General features: G+C 61.1%; 18 protein-coding genes. 9 read left to right on the forward strand and 9 right to left on the reverse strand.

Annotated features, from left to right (window positions below; all coding sequences use genetic code 11):
• Positions 1-3: 3 nt before the first annotated feature.
• Positions 4-2,574: a glycosyltransferase family 2 protein gene (locus GJ654_RS11440; protein WP_196305521.1), complete on the reverse strand. Its 2,571-nt coding sequence runs from the start codon at positions 2,572-2,574 to the stop codon at positions 4-6.
• A gap of 362 nt (positions 2,575-2,936) precedes the next feature.
• Between GJ654_RS11440 and GJ654_RS11445 the strand changes: the two genes are divergently transcribed.
• Both GJ654_RS11445 and GJ654_RS11450 read left to right on the forward strand, forming a co-directional pair.
• A complete protein-coding gene (locus GJ654_RS11445; RefSeq protein ID WP_196305522.1) occupies positions 2,937-6,023 on the forward strand; it encodes a glycosyltransferase in 3,087 nt (1,028 codons plus the stop codon).
• 43 nt (positions 6,024-6,066) lie between these two features.
• On the forward strand, positions 6,067-7,956 hold the full coding sequence (locus tag GJ654_RS11450; protein ID WP_155446296.1) for a hypothetical protein: 1,890 nt from the start codon (positions 6,067-6,069) through the stop codon (positions 7,954-7,956).
• A 117-nt stretch (positions 7,957-8,073) separates the two neighbouring features.
• Here GJ654_RS11450 and chpT read toward each other — a convergent pair whose 3' ends face one another.
• Positions 8,074-8,742 carry a histidine phosphotransferase ChpT gene (chpT, locus tag GJ654_RS11455; RefSeq protein ID WP_155446297.1) on the reverse strand — a complete coding sequence of 223 codons (669 nt, stop codon included), beginning with the start codon at positions 8,740-8,742 and terminating at the stop codon, positions 8,074-8,076.
• A 126-nt stretch (positions 8,743-8,868) separates the two neighbouring features.
• Between chpT and GJ654_RS11460 the strand changes: the two genes are divergently transcribed.
• Both GJ654_RS11460 and GJ654_RS11465 read left to right on the forward strand, forming a co-directional pair.
• Complete coding sequence (locus GJ654_RS11460) at positions 8,869-9,441, forward strand: DUF1134 domain-containing protein (protein WP_155446298.1); 573 nt, start codon at positions 8,869-8,871, stop codon at positions 9,439-9,441.
• Between the two features lie 50 nt (positions 9,442-9,491).
• On the forward strand, positions 9,492-10,334 hold the full coding sequence (locus GJ654_RS11465; RefSeq protein ID WP_155446299.1) for a hypothetical protein: 843 nt from the start codon (positions 9,492-9,494) through the stop codon (positions 10,332-10,334).
• Positions 10,335-10,375: 41 nt separating this feature from the next.
• Here the strand turns inward: GJ654_RS11465 and GJ654_RS11470 are convergent, their stop codons facing one another.
• Positions 10,376-10,654: a hypothetical protein gene (locus GJ654_RS11470; protein ID WP_155446300.1), complete on the reverse strand. Its 279-nt coding sequence runs from the start codon at positions 10,652-10,654 to the stop codon at positions 10,376-10,378.
• Positions 10,655-10,807: 153 nt separating this feature from the next.
• On the opposite strand from GJ654_RS11470, the gene GJ654_RS11475 reads away from it, so the two are divergent.
• The 3 genes from GJ654_RS11475 to GJ654_RS11485 all read left to right on the forward strand — a co-directional run bounded on the left by GJ654_RS11475 (position 10,808) and on the right by GJ654_RS11485 (position 13,162).
• Complete coding sequence (locus GJ654_RS11475) at positions 10,808-11,692, forward strand: class I SAM-dependent DNA methyltransferase (protein WP_246664710.1); 885 nt, start codon at positions 10,808-10,810, stop codon at positions 11,690-11,692.
• An 80-nt stretch (positions 11,693-11,772) separates the two neighbouring features.
• Positions 11,773-12,504: a CoA transferase subunit A gene (locus tag GJ654_RS11480; protein WP_155446302.1), complete on the forward strand. Its 732-nt coding sequence runs from the start codon at positions 11,773-11,775 to the stop codon at positions 12,502-12,504.
• Between the two features lie 16 nt (positions 12,505-12,520).
• A complete protein-coding gene (locus GJ654_RS11485) occupies positions 12,521-13,162 on the forward strand; it encodes a CoA transferase subunit B (protein WP_155446303.1) in 642 nt (213 codons plus the stop codon).
• 194 nt (positions 13,163-13,356) lie between these two features.
• Here GJ654_RS11485 and GJ654_RS11490 read toward each other — a convergent pair whose 3' ends face one another.
• The 6 genes from GJ654_RS11490 to GJ654_RS11515 all read right to left on the reverse strand — a co-directional run bounded on the left by GJ654_RS11490 (position 13,357) and on the right by GJ654_RS11515 (position 21,592).
• On the reverse strand, positions 13,357-14,880 hold the full coding sequence (locus GJ654_RS11490) for a Stf0 family sulfotransferase (protein ID WP_155446304.1): 1,524 nt from the start codon (positions 14,878-14,880) through the stop codon (positions 13,357-13,359).
• A 131-nt stretch (positions 14,881-15,011) separates the two neighbouring features.
• A complete protein-coding gene (locus GJ654_RS11495) occupies positions 15,012-15,761 on the reverse strand; it encodes a sulfotransferase family protein (RefSeq protein ID WP_196305523.1) in 750 nt (249 codons plus the stop codon).
• 156 nt (positions 15,762-15,917) lie between these two features.
• Positions 15,918-17,183 carry a hypothetical protein gene (locus tag GJ654_RS11500; protein WP_196305524.1) on the reverse strand — a complete coding sequence of 422 codons (1,266 nt, stop codon included), beginning with the start codon at positions 17,181-17,183 and terminating at the stop codon, positions 15,918-15,920.
• 96 nt (positions 17,184-17,279) lie between these two features.
• Positions 17,280-17,660, reverse strand: coding sequence for a hypothetical protein (locus GJ654_RS11505; protein WP_155446307.1), 381 nt, complete (start codon positions 17,658-17,660; stop codon positions 17,280-17,282).
• Between the two features lie 260 nt (positions 17,661-17,920).
• The gene (locus tag GJ654_RS11510) at positions 17,921-18,922 is read right to left on the reverse strand and encodes a glycosyltransferase family 2 protein (RefSeq protein ID WP_155446308.1); all 1,002 of its coding nucleotides are present in this window, start codon (positions 18,920-18,922) and stop codon (positions 17,921-17,923) included.
• Positions 18,923-18,934: 12 nt separating this feature from the next.
• Positions 18,935-21,592 carry a glycosyltransferase WbsX family protein gene (locus GJ654_RS11515; RefSeq protein ID WP_196305525.1) on the reverse strand — a complete coding sequence of 886 codons (2,658 nt, stop codon included), beginning with the start codon at positions 21,590-21,592 and terminating at the stop codon, positions 18,935-18,937.
• A 490-nt stretch (positions 21,593-22,082) separates the two neighbouring features.
• Between GJ654_RS11515 and GJ654_RS11520 the strand changes: the two genes are divergently transcribed.
• Complete coding sequence (locus GJ654_RS11520) at positions 22,083-23,888, forward strand: hypothetical protein (protein WP_155446310.1); 1,806 nt, start codon at positions 22,083-22,085, stop codon at positions 23,886-23,888.
• Positions 23,885-24,619 (forward strand): glycosyltransferase family 2 protein, encoded by a 735-nt coding sequence (locus tag GJ654_RS11525; protein ID WP_155446311.1) that lies wholly within the window; start codon positions 23,885-23,887, stop codon positions 24,617-24,619. Before GJ654_RS11520 ends, GJ654_RS11525 begins: the two co-directional genes overlap by 4 nt.
• Positions 24,620-24,650 lie beyond the last annotated feature (31 nt).

The raw sequence follows: 24,650 nt of genomic DNA on the forward strand, positions 1-24,650 counted from the left end.
CGACTATCCGCCCTGCGGCTGCAGTTCAACGACCGACGCGCGAACCTCGACCTTTCGATCGCTGGGCGCGAGCCGCCGGTTTCGTGCGTGGGTCTCCTGACTGACGCCCCTATGCAAATCCATGCCAAAATCCTCGCGATCCAGCGTCAGCGATGGGCTGTAGGCCGGATCCTGCGTCAGCGCATCGCCCCAGCGACTCTTCATATAGGCGACCTCGCGCTGCGCGCGAAGAATCTTGGCCGGCGTGTTCTCCGCGCCCCGCGAATAGGATTCGTGATGAACCAGCGTCGCGTGGGGCGCATAGACGATGCCCCAGCCCGCTTCGCGCATGCGCAGGCAAAGATCGACGTCGTTGAACGCGATCGGAAGGCTGATTCCGTCAAAGCCGCCGACGCTGTCGAAGGCCTCGCGACGGATCAGCAGGCAAGCGGCCGTGCAGGCCGTGAGTTCCTGGGCGACGCGCAGGCGATTGAAATAGCCGGAGTCGTCCTCGTTGGCATATTTGTGCGAATGCCCGGCGACCCCGCCGAGGCCGACGATGACGCCGCCGTGCTGGACCTTGCCGTTGGGATAAAGCAGCTTGGCGCCGACCGCGCCGATGTCCGGCCGCAGGACCTGACCGACCATCTCCCTGAGCCAGTCTTCGTTGCCGGCCCGAACCTCGATGTCGTTGTTCATCATCAAGAGCAGCTCGCCGGTCGCCAGTTCGACGCCGAAGTTGCAAATGGCCGAATAGTTGAACTCGCGATCGTAGCGGATGACGCGAACGCGGCTGTCCGCGCTCGCCTCTTTGAACAGGGCGGCGGTGGCCTCCTCGACGCTGCCGTTGTCGATGATGATGATCTCGAGGTTGTCGTAGTCGGTCCGATTGAGGAGGCTGACGAGGCAGATGCTGAGAATGTCGGCGCAATCGCGCGTCGGGATGACGACGGACACGCGCGGAAGTTTCGCGGGGAGGGGCCAGGCGATGCGGTAATAGCCGTTCTCCGCGTGCACGGTCGCGTCGGGGAATCCGGTGGCCTTCAGATGATCCGACAGCGCGCGCTTCGCGGCGTCGACAACATAGCTCTTCACGTCCGTGCCCAGCGACGTGCTCGCCTGGTGCGCGCGCCAGTGATAGAGGATGTGCGGCACGTGGACGATCTTGTCGCGGTCCAGATGCTCGCAGAGACGCAACAGGAAGTCGTGGTCCTGGGCGCCATTGGTTTCGGTGCGGAAACCGCCAATCTTGACCGCCAGGTCTCGCTTCACCACGACAAAATGGCAGATGTAATTGTACGACAGCAACAGGGTGTAATTGAACGCGGGCTTGAAGTGCGGGTCGAATACCACTTTGCCCGTGTCAATCTTGTCTTCGTCGCTGTAGAGGAGTTCGGCGCCTGTTTCGTTGATGGCCTTGGCCATGTAGAAAAGCGCGTCTTCCGTCAGTTCGTCGTCATGGTCCATAAGCGCGACATATTCGCCCGTGGCCTGGCGCAGGGCGGAGTTGCTCGCCTCGGAGATGTGGCCGTTGCGCTCCCGTTTGATCACAACGATGCGGACGTCGAGTCGCGCGTATTCGTTGAGGACCAGCCTGGTGTCCTCATTGGTCGAACAATCGTCCGCGATGCAAAGCTCCCAATGCGGATAGAGCTGCGTCCGCACCGACTCGATGGCGGCGCGCAACATGCGCGGTTCCGTGTTGTAGACCGGCATCAGGATCGAAATCAGCGGCAGTCTCGGCAGGCCGACAATCGATTTCAGGATGTCGTGGCGCCGCTCCGGGGTCATGGCGACATGGGCGTCGCACCATTGCCGATAATAATCGGCGGACCTGCCAACGGCTTCGAGGTGGGACGCTTCGCCCTTGAACGGCGACATGGTGCGTCGCACCTGTTCGAGCATCGCCGAAAGCTTGGACTGGAGATGGGCGACGTCGTGCATCGGCGCGGCGCCCTGGAGGCTTTTGTCCTGCGGCGAACCGTCGAGATCGCTGTCGAGATTTGACGGAAGGACCTGGACCCGATGCGGGCGTCCGTCGAGAAGATTCAGAGGGGTGGCGAAGTAGAAGGCGCACTTGCCGTCGCCAAATCCGACTTCGAAAAGATCGGGTCGAAACTGGTCGGCGTCGGCGCGCGCGACGAAACCGCCATCGATGAAGAGGTCGACGGAGACCGGGATCTTCGGACGCCCGCGATCGAACGCCCAGCCCCGGATCACGCTGTTCGAGATGTCGTCGAGACAGCCGATCACGTTTGTCGCTGTCGGCGCCAATGGGACGAGAGGCGCGGCTGGCGCCGCGGGCAGGATGCGCGGCGCGCCGGGCAGCAGGCCTTCCCCTTCGACGCGCACGCCGATGGAAAATTCGCCCTCCGGCAAGGCGCCCAGCGCCTCTGTCGCAATGGCGAAACCGTGTCCGCCGCCGCCGACACCCGCCTCCTCGAGGTCGCGGCGGTGCGTGTTGGCTTCGCCACGCCAGCGGACCTCGCCGTCGACGTCGATGGCGACGCGCAAGGGCTTGTCCGGCGTGTCGGAGTCGAAGGCCCAGCCGACGATGAACTCGCGGTCCGCGCGCTCAAAAAAACCCTTTACCATCATATCCCCAGCGGCGTCAGCTTGGCAGGCTCGAAAAGTTATTGCCGAAGTCAGAGCGGGTTGCAAGAACTATGGAGGGTCCGGCGCGCGAACGGAGAAAATTTTGTAATAAAAACAAAGCTTTTGGTGAAGCCGAACTTGCGTAAGGTTCGTCCCTATACGTTAAGCTGGCAAGTCGTCCGATCGCCCCTCGGTGCGTTCTGTTCACTGTTCGGCGTTGTCGCCATCGGCGAAACGGCTTCCCTTCAACGCATATTGCAATGATCACGGTTCTCCGCTTAGACAAGCTGGCGGCTTGAGCGGATGCTGTTAAAGTCTATCGGGTCATGAAAATGTCGTTAGCCTCCAAATTAGAGTCCTCGATGACGAAATCGTTTCCGCGCCTGCCTCCCTGGTTCGAACCGGGCGTGCGCCAAGCCGGGGCGTTGGACGATGTCAATTTGCGCGCAGGCGTTGTCGGATGGGCCCTCGACCTCGGCGACCTCGGGCGCCGGCTGGAGATTTCCGTGGTCTGCGCGGGGCGCACGATCGCGCGCGGGCGGACGGGGCTGGCCCGGCCCGATATCGCCCGCCTGATCGGTCCCGACGTCCAGTGCGGCTTCACGATCGGCTGGGCGGATTTCGACGGGAAGGCCGTGCGCGCGATTGTCGAAAGCGGAGCGGCGACGGCGGAGATCGACGTCCGCGTGGACGCGATGGAGGCTTCGCTCTGCGGACCTTGCGACCTTCCGGCCGTGACCGCGCGGGACTGCTGGACCTTTCTCAGGGGCGCCCCGGCGTTCCATGACGCCTGGAGCGAAGCGGCGCCGTCCAGCGACGACATCGCGCTTCGCGCGGAGGCGTTGGGGCTGTTCGACATGGGCTGCTACGTGCGGCGCGAGGGCGTCGGCGGCTCCCAGGCGCTCGACGGGACGCTGATCGCGCATTATTTCGCCGAAGGCGAGCGCGCGGGCGCGAAGCCCAATCCGTACTTCGATCCGAGCTGGTATGCGCGCAAATATTTGAACGGGACCGGCGAAGGCGCCTTGAGGCATTACATCGAAATCGGCGAAGCCCGGGGCGACAAGCCTTGCCCGGCCTTCGATCCGCAATGGTATCGCGAGACCTATCTGAGCAACGCGGCGGATGTCTCGCCTCTGGCGCATTATCTGGCCCACCGCCACGCCAACCGGCACAGCCCCAACGCCTATTTCGACATCGAAACCTATATTGACGCCTATCCGGATGTCGCCTCCGCCGGGATGGACGGGTTTTCCCATTGGCTCAATCACGGGATTTTCGAGGGGCGGTCGGGATCGCCGAATTTCAGCGCCGAACACGTCTGGGAGCGCTATCTCGGCGGCAAGAAGGAGCTGAACGCTTTCGAAGTCTTCATGGATATCGGCCTGGAATTCGGCTGGACTCCTGTCTCGCCATCGGACGCGTCGGCCCACCGCGCCAAATCCGCCATGTCCAGACGGTCCATCCGCGCCGCCAGAGGCCGCGGCGTCGTGCTGATCGGACACGACGCATTGCCTGCGGCCTCCCAGCGCCTTCTGCTCGCGCTGGGCGGGCTTTTGAAGAAACGCTTCGGAATGGAGATCGCCTTCGTCCTTCTGGAGGGCGGCGCCCTCGCGGAGGCGTATGGCGAACTGGCCGAAACCTTCATCGTCGGCGAGACGCGCGGCGATGCGTGGACGGATCTGCGCGTCCATCTCGGCGAGCTGTTCCGCTGCGGCTACAAACATGCGATCAGCAATAGCGCGCTGAGCGGCGGCGTCACCGGCGTTCTCAAAGACCTCGGGTTCGATTTCTGTTCGCTCGTCCACGAACTGCCGAAGCTCATCCGCGCCCGCGATCTCGCTCAGACCTTCGTCGCGCTGCGTCAGCGCGGCCGCGCGGTGGTCTATCCGAATGCTTTCGTCAAGAATGCGCTCGACGCCGCCTTCGGCGTCGACGACGACCGCGCCGTTGTCATTCCCCAGGGCCTCCATGATGCGCCGGTCGTTCCCGAGGGCGCGCGGGCGCAGCTGCGGCGCGAACTCGGGCTGCCGCCCGACGCGGAAATCGTGCTGAATGTGGATTTCGGCAGCCTGCTGACAGGCGTCGACCTGTTCCCGTTGCTGGCCGAGCGGCTGAGGACGATGAGGCCGGGCGCGCATCTGGTCTGGCTCGGCGACGTTCACCCCGTCATCGCGCCCTGGCTCAAGCACGACATCCGCCAGCGCGGCCTGACAAACATTACGATTCTGCCGTTCGACCGCGATGTCGGCCGCTATTTCGGCGCCGCCGACCTCTTTGTCTCCACCTCGCGCGAGGATCCGGTTCCGTCGGGTCTGCTCCAGGCGCTGCGGACCGGTCTCGCCGTGGTGGCCTTCGCGGAGGCGGGCGGACATGCGGAGATGATCGGGGGGGATGAGCGTCTGGGCGCGCTCGCGCCATGCGCCGATGTCAAGGCCGGCGCCGCAAGGATTGTCGACTCTCTCAAACGGCGCGCCAGCGGAGACGAGGCGAACGCCGCCTATCGCGCGCGCGCGGTCGTGGAACGCTGCGATTTCGCGCTTTATGGCGCGAAACTGCTGTCGCTGATCGATCCCGAGTATCGCACGGTCTCCGTCATCGTTCCCAACTACAATTACGCCGAGCATTTGCGCGACCGGCTGACCTCGGTGTTCGCGCAAACCTTTCCCGTGCTGGAAACGCTGTTCCTGGACGACGCCAGCGCCGACGACAGTCTCGCGGTGGCGCGCGAGGTCGCGGCCCAGGCCGGGAGGGACATGGAAATCCGCGCGCGGACTGAAAATTCCGGCAGCCCGTTCCGTCAATGGAAAGCGGGACTCGACGAAATCCGCGGCGAATTCGTCTGGATCGCGGAGGCCGACGACATGTCGGAGCCCCGGTTCCTCGACGAAGCCATAAGCCGCCTCGCCGCGGCGCCGAACGCCGCCTTCTGCTTCACGGATTCGAAGGCGATCGACGCCCAGGGCGCGCCGGTCTTCAACAGCTACAAGAGCTATTACGGCGAGTACGGCGACCGTGGGCTGGAGACATCCGGCGCCTTCTCGGGCGCCGATTTCCTGCGCCGCTTCCTGGCGGTCCGCAATGTCGTGGTGAACGTCAGTTCGGTCGTCTGGCGCACCCAGGCGCTTCGGGACATTTTCCAGAAGCTGGGGGAAGAGCCGTTTTCGCTGCGCTGCGCCGGCGATTGGCGGATCTATGTCGAGGCTTGCCGCTCGGGCAAGGAGATCCTTTACATCGCCGACACGCTCAACATTCATCGCCGCCACGACCGCAGCGTCACGCACAGCCTGGATCGCATCGAGCACATCAAGGAGATCGAAGCGGTGCAAACGGTCGCGCTCGAGGGCGAAGGCCCACAATCCGATTTGCGGACGCGCGCGGCGGCCTGGCGGGCCAGGACCGCGCGTGAGTGGCGCCTTGACCCGGACAATTTGCCGGCGGCCGTTTGACGGGACCGATCCTTTCATCTTGCGCACGTTCACAGGGACCCTCATGACCCTCTCGTCTTCCTCGCATCTTCCCGCCGTGGTCGTTTCCGAAAGCGCGCTGGCGAAATTTCCCGGCGAAAGGATCGGCGGCCTGCATCGCTCTTCCTTCCGTCGCGCGCCGACCGGAGAGGCCGTCTTCTCCGGGATTGCGCCCGCGGACATCCTGCTCGCCATTGTCGAAGCGCGGGCGGAGCGCGACGCTCTGGAGAAACATTTCGCCGATCTTGGCAAGGAGCCGTTGGCCGTGCTCGTCGCGCCGTCGCGCGAGGAGGCGCTCGAGCGGATCGGCGAGGCCCTGGCCGCGCGCGTCGAAGCGGCCGTCGGCGATCCGGGGGGCCTGATCGTTCTCCGCTGCGACCCGCCCGGCGATGCGACCGGCGCGATCGTTCACGACGCGCCGTTCGAACTGGTCGTTCCCCTTGAGGTCGATGCGTCCGGTCTCGCGGCCATCGCCGTTCATGTCGCGGGCGAGGGCCTTGCGGCCGAAGACGGGCTGGAGGCCGCTTTCGTCGATGCGCGAAACCAGACGCTCGGCGCCTGGCGCATTCCGGCGCGCGCCATCCCGGCTTCGCTGGAATGGCTGACGCTGGACTTCGCGGCTTCGCTCGCGGAGCCGCCCGGCCAGGCTTCGCTGGCGCTGCGCGGAAACATCGGCGCGGGCGGCAAAATCCTGATTTCGCGGGCTCTCGGCAAGGACCCGGCGGCGCGCCTGTTCGCGGCGCGCGCCCCGCGGCTGGCGGCGTCGCCGTTCTGGCTCTGGCCCGGCGCGGACGGGCGTCCCGTCGTTGCGGCGTCGCGCCTTGATGACGCCAGCTGGCGCGGCGCGCGGCTGGTCGGCAGGGCTGTCGAGGAGGCCGCGCCGGCGGGCGGCAAACGGCTGCGCATCGAAGCGGGCCGCGCCGGGCTGCTGGTGTTCGCCGATGTCGACCTGGCGCAAAGCGCGGCGGTCACCGCGCGCGTTTGCAGCGAGAGCGCCGAGCCTGTCGAGGTCGCGCTGGCTCTGATCCCGACCAGTGAATGCGGCGACGAACTCAAAAAGCTGCAGCAGGCCGCGTTCGCCTGGTCGGCGCCGCAGCGCGCGACCCGCGACGGTGTGGCGCTCTCTGTCGTTCTTCCACCCGATGCTCCTGGCGTCGCCCATGTCGCATTGTCGTTCCGCCACCTGGGGGCGGGGGGCGCGCGCCCGGCTGTTCTCTCCTGCGCCGACATCTGGCTCGCGCCGCGCCGGCTGCGCAAACCTGCGTTCGTGCGGGACGGCGCCGCGCGTTTCGACAAGGTGCGCCTCGACGGCATCTTCGCCAACGAGACCTATCGGCACATCGACGTGTCGATGACCGCACTTTCCAAGGAAGGGCGGATGTGGCCGAAACTCAAATTCAAGGTCTATGAAGAGCGCGAGCAGATCGGCCTCGAATTCCGCAACGGGCCCGCGTTTCCGACCATGTTCTCGACCTGGCCGGGCACGGCGGCCGACGCCTATGGCGACTATTTCAAGGTGCGCGGAACGGAGGCGTTCGATCGGGTTGTCGCGGATCTCGCCAGGGAGAATGACCGGCTGTTGCTGGTCGCGCTCAAGGAGGCGCTGCCCGCTCTGGTGGAGAAGCTTCGCGAGACCGATCAGCTCGACGCCGACAACGCGAAGGACTGGCTCGAACGCGTCGAACGTTTCGCGGCGCCCCAGGCCGAGGCTCCGACAGTCCAGGACGAAGGGCGAGCCGACGCAATCCGCGCCGGCGATGATGACGCAGGACGGTCTTCGTCGATGCAGGAACAGCCGAGCGAGGCGGAAAAAGCCGCCGCGCCTGATGACGACGCGCAAAGCCAAGATGCAGCCTTGAAAAGCGAAGATGCAGCCTTGCCAAGCGGCGGCTCGCAAGCGATGTCGCGGCAATGACGAGCGCTCTCGTGAGTTGGCGATCGTCCCCGGGCGGCGCGCCAGCTTATGCGCGCGTCAAGCCATGCCGCGAAAAGGCTTTTGTCGGCCGTACGGAGAGGCAGGCCGTGTTTCAGCTCAGGCCGAAGCGGACGCGTCCGCCTTCTTCGGCTCGGCCTTGAGCTGAACCTCTTCCGTCGTGGCGCTCACCTCGACCGCCATGCCGCAGTCGCGCGCCACAAGCCCGGTGAAATAAGGCTGGATGCCGTGCGCGTCGACCGCGCCGCTCTCCGAAACCCCGTCCAGCAGGCTGGCCACATGGCTCGCCAGCTTCAGGTTCGGACCCTTCACCGCGACCGACAGACGCACCCCGTCGCCCTCGCCCTCGATCTTCACGTTCATCACGCCGCCGCGCGGGATGCAGACGCTGGCGATCAGGCACAGGTTGAGCAAGAGCTTGACCTTGTTCTTCGCCATGAACACGCGGGGGCCATCCCAGATCAACGTGGTGCGCTCGTCGCCGAACAGGCCGCGCGCCACCTTTTCGGCGTCGCCCGTGTCGATGGACGCGCCCGCCGAGCCCGCCGCGCCGAAGGCCAGGCGGCAGAATTGCAGGCGCGCGGAAGCCGATTTCGCGCTCTTGCGAATCAAGTCCATCGCGAATTCGCGCATGCCCTCGTCCTTGTCTTCCTCCAGAACCTCGAGACCGTTGACGATGGCGCCGACGGGGCTGATCACGTCATGGCAGACGCGCGAGCACAGCAGGGCGGCCAGGTCGAGCGGTTCCAGAGAAAGCACGGTGGTCATTGTTGCTTTTCCATTCTTGAGCATTGCCGGACTATGGCGGCAAATGGTTAGCGACGGGTTATAACAGATCGTTAAGCAATCGTTCACGTGAGGCCGCGATACTTTTGCGCCCTTGGGGAGGAAAAGATGCGACCTTCAACACAATCCCGTCGCGACATTGTTCGCGCCCTCGGCGCGCTTCTCCTGACGGCCGCCCCGGCTTTCGCGCAGGATCGCAGCGTCTATTCCGACAATGAACTGGTCGAGAACGGCCATAAATTCTTCGGCGGCCTGTCGCGCGGCCTGGCCGAGGCGATCCAGTCGGCGACCAAGCGCTGGGGGAAGCCCAACGCCTACATTCTCGGGCAGGAGGCCGGCGGCGCCTTCGTCGGCGGCCTGCGCTATGGCGAGGGAACCATGTACACCCGCAACGCCGGCGACCAGCGCGTCTTCTGGCAGGGGCCGTCCATCGGTTTCGACGCGGGCGCGGATGGCGATCGCACCATGATGCTGGTCTATGGTCTCCCTTCGCTCGACGCCATCTTTCAGCGTTTTGGCGGCATCGACGGCTCGGCCTATCTGGTCGGCGGCTTCGGGATCACGGCGCTGGGGGCCAATGGCGTGACGGTCGTGCCGATCCGCACCGGCGTCGGCGCGCGTCTCGGCGTCAATCTCGGCTATCTCAAGTTCACCCCGAATTCGACATGGAATCCCTTCTGATCCTGCTTTATTGAACATTTGGACCCATTCGGGGTCAGCAGGATATTTCCTTGGTCGAGCAACTCGTCGCCTTCGCCTTGGGCTTTTCCATCTGCGGATTGATCGGCCTCGCCTTTCTTCCCCTGGTCTCCGCCCGCGCGCGGCGCCTGACCCTGAAGGGCGTCGAACAGCAACTCCCCATGACCTTCGACGAGATGGAGGCCGAGCGCGACCTTTTGCGCGCGCGATTCGCCGTCGAAAGGCGCGAACTGGAGCTGGTCGCCGAGCGGGAGCGTCAATTGCGCGCCGCCGACAGCGCCGAACTCGGGCGCCGCACCGCCGACATCGTCCGCGTCGAGGAGGTTTTGCGCACGACGCAGGAGCAGCTCAGGCAGCGCGAAGACGCGCTGGCGCACATGACCGAGAAGAGCGAGACGCTTTTCGCCGAGCTGGGCGCGACCAAGGCGAACCTGGCCGAGCGTGAGGCGGAGCTGCGCGACAAGTCGGGGGAATTCGACGCGCTGGCCGAGGTCCACCGCCTGCTGAAGATCGAGCTGGAGCGCATGCAGTCACGCCTGCGCGAGTCCGAGGGGCGCAACGAGAATTTCGAGGCGCGGCGCGAGCGCCTGATGGCCAAGATCGAAGCCGAGCGCAAGCTGGCCGAGGAGGCGCAGGCGGAAGCCGACGCCTTGCGGGGGACGCTTGAACGCGGCGGGGGGGCCGAAGTGGCTGATTTGCGCGCGGCTATTCTGGACATCGGCCGCCGGGTGGCCGGGCAGGCCGAAAATGGAGCTGGCCAAGACAACTGGGGCCAAGACGGAATTGGCCGGGACAGTGTCCCTGAGGTCGCGGCCCAAAAGGACACGCCCCGAGAGGAAGCGGCCCAGAAAATTTCGGCGCGCGAGCGGGCGTGAAAAAAACAGGCGCGCGCGTCCGGCGCGCGCCCGATTCCAGATCAGCGGCAGACGCGCACGCGGCGGCGGCCGATGAAATTGCCGTCTTCGTCATACATCGGGCGACGCTCCATCCAGCATTCCGGGCCCTCGTAATAGGCCGGAGCGGGGGGAGCGGCGCTGGCGGCGGCGGCGCCCAGCATCGCGCCGCCGAGAATGCCGGCGGCGATTCCGGCGCCGACGGCCGCGCCGTCATTGGCGAAAGCCGGGGCGGTCAGGCTTGTCGCCAGCGTCGCCGCGGCGAGCGCGGCGAGCGCGGTTTTCTTGATGGAAAGCGTCATGGAGTCCTCCGTAAACTTGCCTCAAAGGCGAAAACCAGCTTGATATTAGTCTAGTCGCCGCATCTGAACCAGGGTTGAACCAACTGGTCAAAAAATAAGGCAAAAGTTAAGGCGGGGTAACCTTTTGTGAGCCAGATGGGGTCTTCCGGAGACTTGTCCGCCGACCGGCGCTACGAATGGGGGCAAGGGGCCTTGGCAGCCGGCGACGCGGAAGGGGCGCGCGACCTGTTCGCCCAGGCGCTCGATTGCGCGCCGGACTGGCCGGCGGGCTGGTTCGCGCTGGCGCAGGCGCTGGAGCGTCTGGAAAAATTGGGGGAGGCCCGCGAGGCCTATTCGAAAACCCTGGCGCTCGACCCCGAGGACGCGCAGGGCGCGGCGCTCGCGCTGGCGCGGCTCGGCGGCGCCAAGCCGGCCACCGCCCCGCGCGCCTATGTCAAAACCCTGTTCGATCAATATGCCGCGCGCTTCGATACGCATCTGGTGGAAAAACTCGGCTATCGCGGCCCGCAAGTGCTTTGCGAGGCGATGGAGCGCGCCGCGCCGGGACGGCGTTTTGCCCATGTGCTCGATCTCGGCTGCGGCGCCGGCCTGTTCGCGGCGGCGATTGTTTCGCGCGCCCAAAAAATCACCGGCGTGGACCTTTCGCCGGCCATGATCGAGCAGGCGAGGGCGAAGGGTTTGTATGAGCGGCTGGCGGCGGCCGATCTGACCGACTTTTTGGCCGCTGAGCCGGCCGAAAGCGCCGACCTCGCCGCCGCCGCCGATGTCTTCGTCTATGTCGGCGACCTCGGCGCCGTGTTCGCCGGGGTTTTTCGCACGCTGCGTCCCGGCGGCCTGTTCGCCTTCACCACGCAGAGCGGGCCGTCGCAGGGGTTTGCTGTCGGCGACGACCTGCGATTTTCCCATAGCGAGTCGTATCTGCGCGAACTCAGCGCCATCCACGGTTTCGCGGTCGCGGAATTTTGCGCGGTTTCGACGCGCAAGGACCGGGGCGTCGACGTGCCCGGCTGGGCTGCGGTGCTGCGCAAAAGTGAGTGAAATCGCAGAAAGGCGGATGGACCGCGGCGCCAGCCGGCCCTAGTGTTGCGGCGCAGCTATTCCAGCAGCGAGTTTCGCTCATGAAAAAAGTTTACCCCGACGCCGGAACGGCGATGGCCGGGCTGGTCAAGGACGGCATGACCCTCATGGCCGGCGGTTTTGGCCTCTGCGGCATCCCCGAGGCGTTGATTGAGGCCGTCAAAGAGTCCGGCGCAAAGAACCTCACCTTCATCTCCAACAATGCCGGCGTGGACGGCATCGGCCTTGGCGTCCTGCTGGAGACCAAGCAGGTGAAGAAGATGATTTCGTCCTATGTGGGCGAGAATAAGCTGTTCGCGCAACAGTTTTTGGGCGGAGAGCTGGAGATCGAGTTCAACCCGCAGGGCACATTGGCCGAGCGCATTCGCGCCGGCGGCGCCGGCGTTCCCGCCTTCTACACCAAGACGGGGTTTGGCACTTTGGTGGCCGAGGGCAAGGAAACGCGCGTTTTCAATGGCGAGAACTATGTCATGGAGACGGGGCTCACCGCCGATGTGGCGCTGGTCCACGCCTGGATGGGGGATCATGAGGGCAATCTCATTTTTCGAAAGACCGCGCGCAATTTCAATCCGATGATGGCCACAGCCGGCAAGATTACCGTCGCGCAGGTCGAGCATCTCGTGCCCGCCGGCCAGCTCAACCCGGACCACATCCACACGCCCGGCATTTATGTGAAGCGCATCGTTCATGTTCCCAACGCCGCCAAGCACATCGAGCAGCGCACGACGCGAAAACACACCAGCGCGGCCGCCGCGACCGGAGGAGAAGTCTGATGAGGGGGAACACCTAATGGCCTGGACCCGCGACCAGATGGCGGCGCGCGCCGCGAAAGAACTGCGTGACGGTTTTTACGTCAATCTCGGCATCGGCATTCCCACGCTCGTCTCGAACTACATTCCCGAGGGCGTGCGCGTGCAGTTGCAGAGCGAGAACGGCATGCTCGGCATGGGCCCCTTCCCCTATGAGGGCGAGGAAGACCCGGATTTGATCAACGCGGGCAAGCAGACGATCACCGAACTGCCGACGACTTCGTATTTTTCCTCAGCCGATTCGTTCGCCATGATTCGCGGCGGCCATATCGACCTGTCGATCCTCGGCGCCATGCAGGTGGCGGAAAGCGGGGATTTGGCCAATTGGATGATTCCCGGAAAAATGGTGAAGGGCATGGGCGGCGCCATGGACCTCGTCGCCGGCGTGAAAAAAGTCGTGGTGGTGATGGAGCACGTCGCCAAGGACGGCCCGAAATTCCTGAAGACATGCAACCTGCCGCTGACCGGCTCGCGCGTGGTCGATCTTCTCATCACCGATCTCGGCGTGTTCTCCATCGACAAGCACGGGGATGGCGGGGTCAAGCTGATCGAGCTCGCCGACGGGGTGACGGTCGAAGAGATCAAGGAGAAGACCGAAGCGGATTTTTCCGTCGCGCTGTGATTTTTTTTGGGCGGGACTGTGGTCCCGCCCACGTCTGCGAAAATTCTCAGATGATCGCGGTCGCGGCCATGCTCAACATTGCATCTGCTCAGGATCGTCTGAAAAAAAGTGACGCTCGCCGCCAAGCTCGATGCGAAAACCGCTGATATGTTTTCCACGATTACCAGCGCGTTCGCATTACCCGCCAACTCGGCTCAGATATTGACCAAGTTGCGCCCTCTCATGATCAGGTTATCCGATATATTGAATGATCTTGGGTCGAGCGCCTTCGGCCCGCGTTCAACATATACAACAACAGGATTGATCACTAGGCGCGAAATGATTTCGGGGTGGCACGTGTGCAGAATGACGAGTCTGAAAACGAGATTCGTCAGGGCAGGTTGGTCGGAAAAATATGCTTTTGGGCCTTGAAAGCCTGTCCAGTGAGCCCACCCCCAATCCTCAAGGGCATAGACCCCGCCCTCTCGAACAAGAGGAAAAAGCGCCTCAAATGAGGCCGTCGATTCCTGGAGCCGATGCGACGCATCGTCAATAACCAAGTCGAGCGGACCTGCGGAATTTCCAAAGTTCTCGTAAACGATATCGATGAGGCGCGCTTTGTCCGCCTGGTTGACGCCAAAGTATGGACGCATCTTTCGGCCATCTTTGGCTGCCGCCTCAACCAATGCGTCAAGAGGCTGAATTGACTCGGTTTCCAGCTCGATTGCGACATGAGTCTTGGGGTGGAAGGCGGCGTTATAAAACGCCATTGATCCACCCCGGCGGATGCCGAGTTCAAAAAGGTTTCCGGGCTTCAACTGATCGAAAAGCCGCACATATTCTTCGATCAGGCGGCGTCGCTTCATCAATACAAAGCGGCGTCCGACCGATCTTTTGTCATGAACTGCGGACGACGCGTCGAGATCGAATGACAGGTCTCCGATGACCATCTCGGTATCCGAAGGGAACGCAATCCTCGGCCGCTGATCGTCAAAGAACAGGTTGAAGGGGCTGTCTTGAAAGGCGAGCGCCAGCGCGTGGTAATTTGCGATCCGCTTTTCCGGGGGCTCGGCTCGCAGCTTCACGGTCTGGGGCTTTGCCGCATAGTTCGCGAGCCCTAGAAAAGCGTAAACGCGCGCCATGGCATTCTGAAAATCGGCCTCGAGGTCCTCGTAGGCGACCTTGCAATATCGGTCGCCGGCAAAATACGTCTCGTAAAACTGATCCATATGTCGCATGTTTTCGAAGAAGCGCTGCGCCTCGGCCGTTTCGATAGTGAACTCCTGATCGGCGCTCTTGACATCCTCCTTCTTGCCCGCGAGCAGGTGCCATTGCCCTGTCGCGGACGCCTTCCTTCTCGACAGCAGAACCTCAAGGTAGTTGCGGCGACAAATGTGGATCACATGTAGATCAGGGATTTCTGCACGAAGCCGGCGGAACAGCCCCTCGGAACCTGGCCCCTTGACATAATCGCCGAACAGCTTGAAGCCGACCGCGCCCATTTCGGCATAACGCTCGGCAAAGACGTATCGGGTGAGGAAATCGATAGCGTCGTCCCTGCGTGGATCGAAGCACACGCGTTCGCCGTCGATGTTCAAATTGTGGCTATGGGTCGCGCGTTCATTATCGACGGGATGGAACAACTCTGCAAAACAACGCGCCTGCGGGTGCTGGGTGAGGCCGGTGCTCAGCAGAGTCGATCCGGTTCGGGGCATGCCGACGATCACAAAGCGCTTCATTTCGCAATCCTTTTGAGTGGGCCGTTGAATGGTCTGGCTGCGGGGGGATCACCAAGGCTTCAAACGTAGAATATGAGTCTTCTTCTGCACGCTCCTCGCCATGGTGCATTGTTCGATGGCTTCGACGGCAGTCACGACCGCTGGAAAAATGAGCCGAATTCGGTGGACACGAAATAGTCGGCCAGTTCCTCATAATTTTCAACTATTTCGGCGGCGCCGCGATCAATCTGCTTTTTAACCTTGATTTCCGGTTCAAACGGTCTGACTCCCAAAAATTCATAGACCTTTTGCATCGTTTGGGAAAATGAAGCAGACAACTCGTCGTAATCGACCTTCAGGTAACGCTCGCCGTCAAAAATGCTGCCAAAGTATGTGTCGGCGCTGCGGACTTCATTGAAAAAAGTAAGCGCCTGGTCCGGTTCTATTCGAACTTTGGTCAGCTCATTTTGCTTGGGCGGCGAATTGACAAACCGCACCCAGTCGTTAGTCGCCCTGGCGACTTCTCGGGAGATGAGCACATCCAGGTAGTTCGAGCGAACGATATGCAGCACATGCAGGTTGGCGTAATGCGCCTTCAGACGTTCAAAAAAATCGGTCGTGCCTTGGCATGAAACAAGTTCACGAAAAACTTTAAACCCGATGACGTCTATCTGCTCAGACTCGAGAAACACATGCTTATCCAAAAACGCGATAGCGTCGTCAGTCGTTTCATTGAAAAATATCCGTTCGCCATTGCGAATAATTGCGTGCGAGCCCACCCGTTCCTGTCGGACGGGATGAAACAGCTCGCCATATACTCGCGTTTGTGGATGCTGGGTGACGCCCGTATGAAGCAGGGTGGAACCGGTACGGGGCATTCCGACGATAATCAAAGGCGTCAATGAAAGCGTCCTTATGTTCTTGGCGTGCATCTTTCGAAAAGGGACGTAACGCGACCTCGCTTCTAATCTTGCACGAGTTTGCATTTTGTAGCACTTCGGCGAGCCATGACAAGAGACGCGCGAGCCTCTTACGGACGGACTTGCCTTCCCGCCCGCTCATTCTTTGCAGACCCTGATCCGCCAATCGCCGGACATCGGCAAATCAGAGACCGTTGGTGCGGCGATGGTCTTGTCGGCTTCGATCCGTTGGTCCGGCGGACACGGCCAATCCGCTGTCAAAACATCATCCGGCGACCGGCGCGGCCATGACAGTTCCAGGCGCGCTGCGGGCCGGTGGCGTCCGAGCGCCCGCCGAATGACCTCAAGCCGGCGCGTTCCTTCCCCGACGGTCGGCGCGATCCAGCCGCCTTCGGAAAATTCGTTCCAGGCGTAGAGGACGATGCTGCGGAAGCGGTCGTTGCGGGGGTTCGAATCCGCCGCATCGACGGCCGCTTTGATTTGCTCCGCCCATTGCTGATCGCTCGCCGGTTCGCACCAGCTCGGGTTGGGATCACGGCGCGGCGCCTCCTTTGGATCCCGCAGCAACGGCCGATAATCCCAGCCAAGGGTAACGGTTGGCAGAAAGCCGATCGACAACCGCTTGCCGGCCGTCCAGAACGTCCTCGCTCCAGCCGCGCAGGCTCCGTAGGGCACGGCGCGCCCACCGCCGCCAAGCCCGTTGGCGTAGGTCGAGACTGCGTCGAAACCGAGCCGCTGCGCCATCGGGCCCGCCGCGTTGATGCCGAACACCAGCGCGACCGTGTAGAGGCGGTTTCCGGCGCCTTCCCGCACCCGCCTGCGGATATCGTCGAGCACCCATTTCGCGCCGTCCTCTCCGCCCAGGCCTTTGACCCAGACCGCCAGGTTCGGCGTGAAGAAGAACACAGGGATCGAACCGTCCGTCGCGCGCACGTGGTCGGGGTTGCGCGAGGCTTCGCTGATCACCGCGCTGACGAGGGGGGCGTCCTGAGGCGGAAAGCTATAATTGAAACTCAGCGCAAATTTTACGCCGGCGCGATCCGGCAGCGCGAGATAGGCGCGATAGGCGCGATCCAGCGCCCTCGCATTGTTTGCATCTCGCCCCCAGGACCCGCTGTCGAGATAATAGCCGAATATGAAATAGTCGATGCCCGCCGCCCGCGCGTAATGGACGTCGGCTTCCAATACGTTCCGCATGTCGCCTGGGAATCCCAAGGCGCCATCGGGGCGGCGCCAGGCAAAATAGGGGATGCGGTTTGGATAAGCCCCGTCTGCAAGCGAATCGCCGGCAGTACTGTCAAGACGCCAATTGTCCCACCGAATGGCGCCGACCAGAGACTCCGCCGATACCCCGCTGGCAAATGATGCGCAGCCCACCCAAGAGATGAACAGGGCGCCGGCCAAAGCGCAAAACCGCGATCGCGCCGTAGGCGGAAGCCGGTCACGCTCGAGATGCGATGTCATGTCAGGGCCATGGTTGGACGTTGCGTGGGCGCCGATCTATCGGGAAGGGAAAAACGGCCCAGGAGTCTTGGGCGGCGGTGCGCTGGGGCCCTTCGTCGGAGGCTTTTCCGTGCCCGGACTCTGAGCGGGACCCGTCGGTGGCGGGGCCTTTTCGATAGCCGGCGGCGCGTCGGCTCCCTTAATCGGGTTGGCCTTTTCGGCGGTTAACGGTTGCTTGGAGGCGGGAGCCGGATCCGTCTTTTCGGCGACGTCGTCGCTGGCGGATTTCCATCGGAATTTGCGGCCTTCGACGTAACCGATTCCTTTGAAATGATAGTTCCCGCTGGGAATCGCTCCGGATTCTACAGCCTTTCGCACATCGGGATTTTCCTGCAGATAGTGCTCTTCGTCGATTTCGTCGTCGAACATGATCTTCATGATGAAATCGCGAAAGGCGTTGAATTCCAGAACGACGAAGGCGTTGACGCCATTTTTCTTCTGGACCGAGACAATCCTGGGCAAATCGTAAATGTTCATCGTTTGCTCCCTCGGGCGAAGTTAAAGTATTTTGGGAGCGGTTCGGTCGCCATGGCGTGACGCCGACTGGCGACGGTCGCTTCCTTGCAATTCAACAGATCGGCCGAGCGGCCTCATCGATGGCGCGAGCGGCCTCGCCGTTGGACATGCTCAAGTTTGCCTTATACCACCTGTTGTGCGCCCTTGAGAGCCTCGGAAAGTATGCGAAAACCCGACAGCGTGCCCGTCGGCTTCGCGGCGCTGGAAGCGGTTACGCGCTCGCCCTCCAAGGGGTTTCCGCCTTCCTTGGCCCAGAATTTACTGTAATAGGCTTTGGCAACAAAGGCTTCGAAGTTGCCCATGTCGCGTTGTGGCGACGGGCACTTCGGGTTTGGCGCCGGACCCATGAGGATCGCCCTGAAAAATCTGCGGAGAACGACCTCTGTCTCGACCTGCGCAAGATGTTGCAGCGATCGGAATGAGTTGGTTGGATGTAGGCGGTAATCGTAAAGCACTTCGTCCACAAACACGGGCTGTGTGCGAACGAGGGCCTGCAAGATGAAGTCCCAGTCGTGACAATATTTCAGCGGCTGAAAGCCGCCAATATCATTCGCGAGTCGACGCGAGAAAAAGAAATTTCCGGTTGAAATCGCGACATTCTGGCGCAGTAGAGAGTAGCCGAGCGTCGGATCTCGGGCGATGTTGAGGAGTTGGCGTACTCTTAAGAGAATAAGACTTTCCGGGAACGCCGGCGTGGCCTCGGAAGCGTCGCTTCCCGCCTTGCTGCGGGATTCGGAGAACGTGTCCACGGCCGTAAATGCAAATTCGGAGCCTGATTCCGAAACTGCATTGAGCAAACGCTCAATCCTCCGCGGACGAAAGCGGTCATCGCTGTTTATAATCGCCACATAATCACCCTCCGCTAAATCCAGTCCGACGTTGAGGGAGATATGAGCTCCGGAATTTTTTGGATTGCGCCGGAGTACGATGTTTTCGAAGCGCTTGGAAAAAGCCGTGCCGAGTAACGCCTTTGCAAAGTCAAACGTTCTGTCGGTAGAGTTATCATCGATAAATATTAACTCGAGTCTTTCATGCGTCTGTTCGTGAATAGATTTCAAGCATTCGAGGATATACGTCTCGTGGTTGTACGACGGCACGATAACGGAGACGAGCGGGAGTTTCATGATCGCCTCCTGTCAGGCAATAATCAGCATGATTTTGGTCGGTACCACATAGACCGCATTCGTATCGCCGAGCGATCCTACGAGAATCTCCACGTGGTAGATTCCCGGCGCCACCGAAAAGAAATCCAGCGAGCAGCGGAAACCATGCACATGGTCGTTCGGATCGCTGTAATAGGCCTGTACGTCTTGTCTTGTTTCGCGATCGTAAATCGAGGCGATGAATGCGTGGTCTCCACTGCCAGAAAGGCGCACGAATACTGGGAGGCTCTCGATTAAATTGACGCCGGGAACCCTGACCCAACCGCTGACGCCAAGTTTCTGTCCGCGAACGATAGTAACTTCATGATTCGTAACCCTGCGGCCGTTGAGGGAATCAACATTGCAGAACGAATTTTCGACCTTCTGCAGGCGGATCGACCCTTTCGGAATCGGAACGAACGGCGAGGGACCTCCGGTCGGCAATGAAGAATAATCGGTCGCGAATTGCAACAGCCTGCGGTTTACACTGGCCAGCGTCGCAACCAACTGCATCGCGTTCTGGTCTTCGGGCTCGGTTGCGCCTTCAGCTTGCGCGATCAGCGATTCCGACAGGAGCATATTCGATGTCGTCAGCGCGGCGCGCACGGCCTTCAGATTTCGATGGCCGTTGAGACGGTCGGGTTCGAGATAGGCGCCCTCGCCCCACTCATTCCAGGCGTTCACGAACACCAGGCGCTTGCCCGAAGGAAGATCGCGCTTCGCCTTTGCGCACAGGACGGAGAGCCAAGCTTCGAAGACTTCCGGAGAAGCGTTATGGAACACGTTTCCGGCCTTGCCCTTTCGGGATGTATTGTCCCAGGAAGGCATGGCGCAGCGGAAGCGCGTATGGGCGGGGTCGGGACGCCGGACCTCATTGGCCGCGACCTCGATATAGTCGTAAATCTTGCCTTCGAATCCCTTGTCGATGTTCGCGACGGTCGTGTTGATTTCCCTGGCAGAGACTCCGTGCGGGGGAAACTGGCAGGTGCTGTCGGCGCCGAATTCGTTCGGATCAGTAAGGCCAAACGACTCGGCCATGCAGACATGCAGGTCGGGAAAGCCGGCGGCCCGCACCTTGCGCTTCCAATTCTCTATGGTCTGCGCCGGCTTCGCCAGCAAAGATATGCGATAGACAAGCAGGAGGGGCGCCCCGTCAAATTTGATGTATTTTTCGCTGCTGAAATACGGAATAACGTTGTCGATAAAGGCTAAATCGTCCAGCTCCGTGTGGGTTTGGCTCATCAACACGTCGGATTCAGAACCATCCCACCGACGAGACCAGTTTTCGTTGGCCCAACACAAACAAAAGTCCATGTCATAGTTCTTTTCGACATGCCTGTCGATAGGGAACGTCATCAGTTTTGTGCCTGAAAAGCTGTAGTAATAATAACAAAATGCCGAAACGCCGTAACGGCGCGCGAGATCAATCTGCTTCTCCTGAATCTGATCGAGGCGCAAATCGTAATAACCCAGATCGGATGGTATCCGAGGTTGATCGTGGCCCTCGAAATACGCCCGGGCGGTGGTCACATTTGTCCACTCGGTGAAGCCTTCCCCCCACCATTCGTTATTTTCTGAGAATGGGTGAAATTGTGGAAGATAAAACGCGACAAGTTTTACGTCGTCGGGAGTTGTTACAGCGCGACTTTTGGTGGGCGACATGAGTTCTTCGACCAGGCCAATGCGCTGATTGCTCGCCACGCTGCCCAGCTTGGCCGTGGCCTCGTCATAATATCTCTTGAGATCGGCCGCAGTGAAAGTCACTGTGGGGAGCACCGGCAGATGGCAATTCGTACCTCTAACTTTGATCGAGAGCATCTGAGCTGCCTTGCCAGGCGCCTCGATCGCCTCCGAAAGAACCTTCATCGCCCCGGCAAGCGTTGTCGCCGTCATGTCCTCGGGCTTGAAAACGAATCCCGATTTAACAGGACCTTTCAAAAGCTCGCTGACATCCTTACGCGGCTCGCTGTTTGTCGTGACGCCGAGCAAGGCGTCTTTCAAATATATCTCGAGTTCAACTGGGAAGTCGGGATTTCCAGTGTTCACGCACCAGCCTGAAATCACGCCTTGGCTCTGTCGATCCACGGCGCCCCTAAAGCCGCCTTTAGAGTCCAGCGCGTCCAAACTCCCTTTGATGATCTGCGGCTTTGAAACCAGATTGAAGAGATCGTCGCGGCTCAGTTTGATTCTGGGCGACATTGGCAGGGCGACGCGCGAGTTCTTGATTCGAAAAAGGACTAGTTCTGTGAAAGGCGCGGCAAGGCTTTTCGGCTCGCACAGAAAATGCAGGATTCCCTCAGTGTCGGCGTGATTTTGCTGCTCAATTTCATTACTGAAACCGGGCACGACAGGCAGCCCAACCGCTTCCGCAATATCCGCCCTCTTCTTGCCCGTCATGAATTCGGCGAACTTGAACGGACCTATGTAAATCTCTATGCTCACAGGCGTTGTTGGATCGCTCGTCGACAGGCACCATCCGTCGACCCGCCCCTCGGCGGTAAAAATGTCGACGACGCCACGATAGGCTGGCGCTTCGCTCAGGTTGTCGAGCTTTCCGGTTGTCGGAACGATCGAGCTTTCCAGGTCCGCGATCTCATGCTCGACGGTCGGCTGATCGACCATGGCGTCCGTGAACTCGATGCGCGACGACATTAAAATCTTCCTTGTAAGAGTGTTCAGTGGGCGGCTTTGCGTCTGGCGAACATGATCTTGGGGCCAGCTGCGGAAATACTTGGACACGTCGCCATCGTTCAATGCGTGCCGACCGTGTGGAGTCGTGAGAAACGACTTGGTTATCGCACCGAACGAGCTTCGGCAGGATTTTGTCGCAGCAAAAAATCGCTTGTGACGTTGGTCGCCGATCGTCCAAACTCACGGCTATGAAATTGACCTGTCAGAGTATTGAGTGTTTGCAGGACCTCCAAATGAACAGAAGATTGAATAAAAATTCTGACGTCATGGATAAGCAACCTCCCCGAGCGGTATTTGTGGCACAGGAAGATGAATGATGGCAAGCGGCTTCCGCCGTAGAGACCTTGGCCATCGATCGCGCCGCCATGCCTTGAATCTCTGCGTTGCGAACCATGTCCTTGAATGCTATTTGTTGTAACGGATTTATCCGAAGGCGCCATATGGGCAGGTCATGTCAAATTGTTCATCCGATTTCGTTATTGATTTTGTGAAAAAATACGCTTTCTGCATTGATATCCACTCTTATTGCGCCGCGACGGGTCAACCATTCGAGTCTCGCGCCAACGCTTTAGCTCATTATGTGGGCGCGGGGGAAAGCGCCGCGCCCGAACTCCTGCCGTCGTTCGACGCCGCTCATTATGAGAGCCAACTCGCCGAAGGAATCCCTCCCGGCGTCAGCCCTTTGAGACATTACGTGGAGGAGGGCGTTGCACGGGGCCTTACTCCCTACCCGTTATTTGATGCCGAATATGTCCGCAGCCAAGTTGAGCACGGTGGGTTCATTTCGATTTTTGAGTATCTGGCGGACAGTCGCCACGCCAATATCGATCCTCACCCGCTCTTTTCCAAGAATTATTACCGCAACTTCAACTTTGGCGCCGAGGGCGCCGCGATTGATCCTTTCTGGCACTACATTGTAGCCGGCTGGAAAGAGCGACGCCCGACACACCCATTTTTCCGTTATGAGGAATACAAACTACATGGGGTAACGCCTGGCGACGGCCGGGCCGCGTTCAATCAACACCTCGCTGTCGCCCTGGAAAGTCCCAACCTTGCGTCCGGTTACGCACTTTTCGACGCCGACTGCTACATCGAATCCTGTGGCGACGGACAGCACATAAAGGCGCCGCTTCAGCATTATCTTCGTTCCGGCTGGCGCCTGGATGCGGCGCCGCATCCATTGTTCGATCCCTCGCATTACGCGATACAGAGCCGCGAGAGCGCAGGCGACAGGCGCCGGATCAATCCCTACACTGAATATCTCAGCGATTTTTCTCATCGTCATGGTCCAAACATCTACTTTAATCCGGACGATTACCGAATCTCAACTGATGTTAACGCCGCCTATAAGGGTTCGCTGCTGGAGCATTTTCTGAAGCTCGGCGCCGCCAGGGGCGCGCGCCCGTGGAGACAGGGCGCCATGTTGAAGGTGCGCCCATCGCGGCGCTCGGGATTCGAGGCCGTCCAGTCGGTGCGCGACGCCGCTGGCGTGCGATACTGGCACTGTGTCGTGAACGCGGATGGCGTCCTGAGCGCAAGCATTGAAGAGACGTCCGAAATTGAGCCGGCTCTCACGAAGGACACGCTCGGACACAGCCGGCTTCACAGCCACTCGCTGCCGCCTGGCGCTTATGAGCTTTCACTGATTGCCGTCGTCGGGGCGTGCGCGCGCTGCAATTGCCTCGTCGTCTCGGATGAAATTCTTCGGGACGAACTCGTGTCGCGGCTTCTTGAATCCTCGACGCCGCTCGTTTCGAGCGGCCGTCCGTGGCTTACGCTGATGTCCGTCAGCAACCCAAATATTCGCTATTGGCACAAATTTCGGCGTTGCCTGCGCGTCATCGATTATCGTCCACCGAAGGAGAACGCTGCGGCCTTTATTGCCAAAGCCTTGGTGGCCTCAATGCCCGTTCAGCTCGTGGTGCACGCCGATCGGTTCGGAGTCGAACTGCTACGGAATTATGGAACAAGGCTGCTTGCGGTCTGTTCGAAAGTGACTCTGTTCGCGAGCGGCGTTGCGTTGGACCCTCACGATTCGGCGTGGCTTTCGGAATTTGTGACCACCAATTTTGCTGAATTCCATGCGCTGATCGATGACGGTGATGACCTGCAAGCGCCAAGGACCGCAGGCGAACGCGGTCGAGATTCGTTCGGCTCCCCGACGCGATTGTACCATCCAGCAGCGATAGGCGTTGCGGGTCCGAAAGCCGATCCGGGCAGTTCTGAACCGGGAAGCGGGAGCTTGCCTGAGCCATGAAAGTCAGCGCGATTGTCAATTGCCGTTATGAAGGCGGCCTGTTGCGTCCGGCGCTCGAAAGCGCCCTTCGCTCGATCCACGCAAGCGGCTTCGGGTGTGATTGCGAAGTCATCGTCGTAGCCGACCGGCCCAACAATTCCACCCTCGCGATCCTCGACGCTTATGGCGATCGAGTCACCGCGACATTGAGAACGGATTACGGCGATCTCGGCGCCGCGCGCAACGAGGGCGTCGCCGCCGCGCGTGGGGAGCTGGTGCTTTTTTTGGACGGCGACGATCTTTGGTCGCGGAACTGGGTGGGCGCCGCTTGGGCCGTACATTTGGACGCGCCCGAACGAACCATACTCCATCCGCAGTTCGCCCAGTTCTTTGGCAAGGAGCCGAAAATTCTGGTCCATACCGACTGGCGCGACCCTTTTTTCGACCCTCGCGCCCTCGTCGCGCGCAATTTCTGGATCTCCTTGTGCGGCGTGCGCCGTCAGGCGTTGAAGGAATTTCCCTACCCGAAGGTGCAAACAGAGCCCGGTTTGGGCATCGAGGATTGGAGTTGGTATGCAGAAATGATTGGACGCGGTTTTCGCCACGTTGTCGCGCCCAACACGGTTCATTTCATTCGCCAGAAGACAGCGAACTCCCTGGTCGAAGCGGTGAAAGGATTCGACCGTCTGCCCTCGCTCGCGTTCGCGGAATATATGGCCGCCGACGACGCCTCGCGGCCTTACGACTTGTGATTTCAACGCGCCGGGAAAGCCGAGGCTGCAA

Source organism: Rhodoblastus acidophilus, from assembly GCF_009720655.1.
Lineage (GTDB): Bacteria > Pseudomonadota > Alphaproteobacteria > Rhizobiales > Beijerinckiaceae > Rhodoblastus > Rhodoblastus acidophilus_A.